Origin of the sequence: Mesorhizobium sp. M7A.F.Ca.CA.002.04.1.1, assembly GCF_004022805.1 — a bacterium.
In the GTDB taxonomy this organism is placed as follows: Bacteria; Pseudomonadota; Alphaproteobacteria; order Rhizobiales; family Rhizobiaceae; genus Mesorhizobium; species Mesorhizobium ciceri.
Window position 1 is genome coordinate 1 of sequence record NZ_RZPL01000672.1, and the last position, 3102, is coordinate 3102.

A 3102-nucleotide genomic window follows, 5' to 3' on the forward strand; every position below is an offset into this window, starting at 1 on the left:
CACCATGTTCACCCGCCGCTATCAGCCGGGCCAGATCATCCGCTCGCCGGTCGCGCATCATGACGGCAATTATTTCGCCGACGCCGACACGCTTGCCCGTCTCGAAGGCGAAGGCCAGGTGGTGTTCCGCTATGCCGAGGGCACCAACCCCAACGGCTCGATCAACGACATTGCCGGCATCGTCAACAGCCAAGGCAATGTGCTCGGGCTGATGCCGCATCCGGAAAACCTGATCGAAGCAGCTCATGGCGGTACCGACGGCCGCGGACTGTTCGAGAGCGCCCTCGGCATCGCTGCCTGACGATATCGAAGCGAACAGCTTGAAAACAGCCGGACATTCCTGTCTCTTTGGAGCAAGTCTGGTTCATTGGGGAGAGAGACGGTCATGAAACTCTATTCGCGGCCGTTGTCGCCCTACTCGTCGATCGTGCGGGCATTGGCCTACATCAAGGACGTGCCACTCAAGATCATCGCGCCGCCGCCCGGTTTTCCCATCCCGGAAGAGTTTCGCGCCATCTCGCCGATGAACCGGATTCCGGTGCTGATCACCGGCTCGGGCGAGACGATCGTCGAATCGGTGGTCATCGCCGAATATCTCGAGGAACGGTTTCCAGAACCGGCGCTGCTGCCCCCCGATTCCAAGGACCGTGCGCTGGTGCGCATGTTCGCCCGCATCACCGATCTCGATGTGCTGACCCCGTTGATGAAGCTTTTCGAGCTTCATTCCGTGCCGAAGCGCAACAATGCCGAGATCGACGCTCAGTTCGCCCGCCTGCATCATGGACTGGCGGCAATCGAGGCCCGTATGGCGCAAGGGCCCTTCGCACTCGGCGACGACATCAGCTTCGCCGATGCCTGGCTGACGCCGACGCGGTTCATCTTCAACAATTTCCGCGCCATGACAGGACGCCACGACCTGCTCGACGCCTATCCCAAATTCGACGCCTACCAGCAGATCGCCTCGCAACACCCGGCATTGTCGCGTGTGTGGGGCGAGATGACCGACGGCTTGAAAATCTTCCTGTCCGAGCTTGAGATGGGTGCCGCTTGATCAAGTCGAGGACGATCGCGCTGGTCGCCGCGACGGGCTTTGTGCTGGCATCCTGCCAGTCGACGCCAAAGAGCACGCCTGTTCCCTCGGGCAAAAGTGCAGCGCTGCTGGCCATGGAACAAGTGGCGATCGCCGCCCACAAATGCTGGATCGCCAGCAAGGACCCGGCCTTCAAACCGTATCAGATGGCCAATGAGCTGAATTCGTTCAGCGGCACGCCGCGTTTCCTGCTGGTTCCGGCCAAGCACTATGGCGGCAAACCTTTGCTGGTCGTGCAGGCGCAAGGCAATTCTAGCCGTGTCGACGTCTTCGGACCGCTGATGAACGATCCGCTCGGCGCCCGCATCGGCTCCGACATTTCCCGCTGGCAGGCCGGCAATCCGGCCTGCGCCGCGACGGCCTAGCCCATGGGCCGGTTCCTGCAGATTGTGGGGCTGGTCATCGGTCTGGCCGGGCTCATCCTGCAGTTCTGCATCAGCATTCCTGCATCGATGGAAGCAGGCCGCAGCCTGCTTGGCTCCGTCATTTTCGTCTTCAGCTTCTTCACCATCCTGACCAACATCGGCGCGGTGCTGGTGTACACGTCGCTGCTGTCACCCACCTTCTATGCCTGGCTGCCGGCCTTTGCAGGGGCGCGGATGCGCACCGGCGTTGCGGTTTCGATCGCACTGGTCTTCATCATCTACGCAACGGTTCTGGCACGACTCTGGCAGCCGCAGGGACTGTTCCTGCTCTGCGATGTTCTCCTGCACTACGTCACGCCGGTGCTGTTCGTGCTGTGGTGGCTGATATCGGGCGCCGACGGCCGGACACGCTGGAGCGACATTTCGTGGTGGGTGATCTATCCCATCGCTTATCTGGTCTATGCGCTGGTGCGGGCGCCGCTTGCCGGCGAGGTGCCCTACCCTTTCCTGAACATCGCCAAGAACGGCGCGACCAGCGTCGTCATCTCAGCTGCAGCCATCACCGGACTTTTCCTCGTGCTGTGCGTGGTCGCCGTCCTTGCGGACCATGCCGTTGCACGCACCAGGGCGTCGAGGGTCCGTTAGAACTGTGCGGACCTTCTGTCCGGATTTCCCGGGACCATCATCTTTCCCAAACCGGTTCCCACTTTTGGGATCACGGTCAGTCCCAGAACGGCCTGATGCCCTCGCGGTGGGCGTCGCAGCGCGTGACGCCGATATCCTTGAGCTGGTCGTCGGTCATCTCCAGCAGAGCCAACCGGCTGCGGCGGCGATCCAGCAGGTTGTCGATCCATCTTGCCAGCGACCTCAGCACGCGCACAAGGCGGCTGACAAAGCCGCGCTGAGCCGACGGGCGTGTCGATTGGGCCGATAATGCAGCGCTCGAATGACGTATTGTCACGATTGTATTCATTTTCTTTCTGCCAAAGTCCTAAATTGTACCCTTTTGGCACGCGATTGATATGTATTGACTCATCTATCGGTGCAATATAGAAAATTGTCACCATGACAAATTGGCTTCCAGATCTCACTGCCGGCTCCGGCCCGCTGTATCAGCGGCTGGCGGATTCCATCGAGACGGACATCGATCGGGGCGTGATCGATGCCGGCGCAAAGTTGCCGCCGCAGCGCGACCTCGCCTACGACATCGGCACCACCGTCGGCACGGTCGGCCGGGCCTATCAATTGCTGCGCGAGCGTGGGCTGGTGAGCGGCGAGGTCGGGCGTGGAACCTATGTGCTCGGCCAGCGCGCGAAGCCGGATTTTCCGGCTCCGGACGTCGGCGGCGAAGGCACGCGCTATATCGATGCGCCTAAAGGCAAGCTGCGTTTCGACAGCACCGCAGCACCTGATATCGGCCAGGGCGACATTGTCGCCGGTGTCCTGTCGCGCACGGCGCAAGACCATCCGCATGAGATTTCGAGCTACACCAGGGATTTCCCCGAACGATGGTACGAAGCCGGCGCCCGCTGGTTGGCGCGCAATTCCTTTCGCCCGGATGCCGACACCATCGTTCCCACGCTCGGCACCCATGCGGCGGTGATGGCGGCGATCGCGGCGCTCACCATGCCTGGCGACGATGTTGCC

Annotated in this window: 6 protein-coding genes; 5 read left to right on the forward strand and 1 reads right to left on the reverse strand. The window is 61.8% G+C overall.

What is annotated here, in order from left to right:
• The 4 genes from ENZ75_RS26485 to ENZ75_RS26500 all read left to right on the forward strand — a co-directional run.
• The coding region (locus tag ENZ75_RS26485; RefSeq protein WP_206617108.1) for a phosphoribosylformylglycinamidine synthase subunit PurQ at positions 1–301 on the forward strand (301 nt) is incomplete at its 5' end.
• A gap of 84 nt (positions 302–385) precedes the next feature.
• Positions 386–1051 (forward strand): glutathione S-transferase family protein, encoded by a 666-nt coding sequence (locus tag ENZ75_RS26490; protein WP_013532130.1) that lies wholly within the window; start codon positions 386–388, stop codon positions 1049–1051.
• Positions 1048–1455: a hypothetical protein gene (locus ENZ75_RS26495; protein ID WP_063167820.1), complete on the forward strand. Its 408-nt coding sequence runs from the start codon at positions 1048–1050 to the stop codon at positions 1453–1455. The genes ENZ75_RS26490 and ENZ75_RS26495 overlap by 4 nt, the downstream gene beginning before the upstream one ends.
• Positions 1456–1458: 3 nt before the next feature.
• Entirely contained in the window at positions 1459–2100 is a 642-nt protein-coding gene (locus tag ENZ75_RS26500) for a Pr6Pr family membrane protein (RefSeq protein ID WP_013532132.1), read from the forward strand.
• Positions 2101–2176: 76 nt separating this feature from the next.
• Here the strand turns inward: ENZ75_RS26500 and ENZ75_RS26505 are convergent, their stop codons facing one another.
• Positions 2177–2428, reverse strand: a complete 252-nt coding sequence (locus tag ENZ75_RS26505) for a DUF1127 domain-containing protein (RefSeq protein WP_063167819.1) — start codon at positions 2426–2428, stop codon at positions 2177–2179.
• Positions 2429–2520: 92 nt separating this feature from the next.
• Between ENZ75_RS26505 and ENZ75_RS26510 the strand changes: the two genes are divergently transcribed.
• The coding region (locus tag ENZ75_RS26510; RefSeq protein ID WP_128278432.1) for a GntR family transcriptional regulator at positions 2521–3102 on the forward strand (582 nt) is incomplete at its 3' end.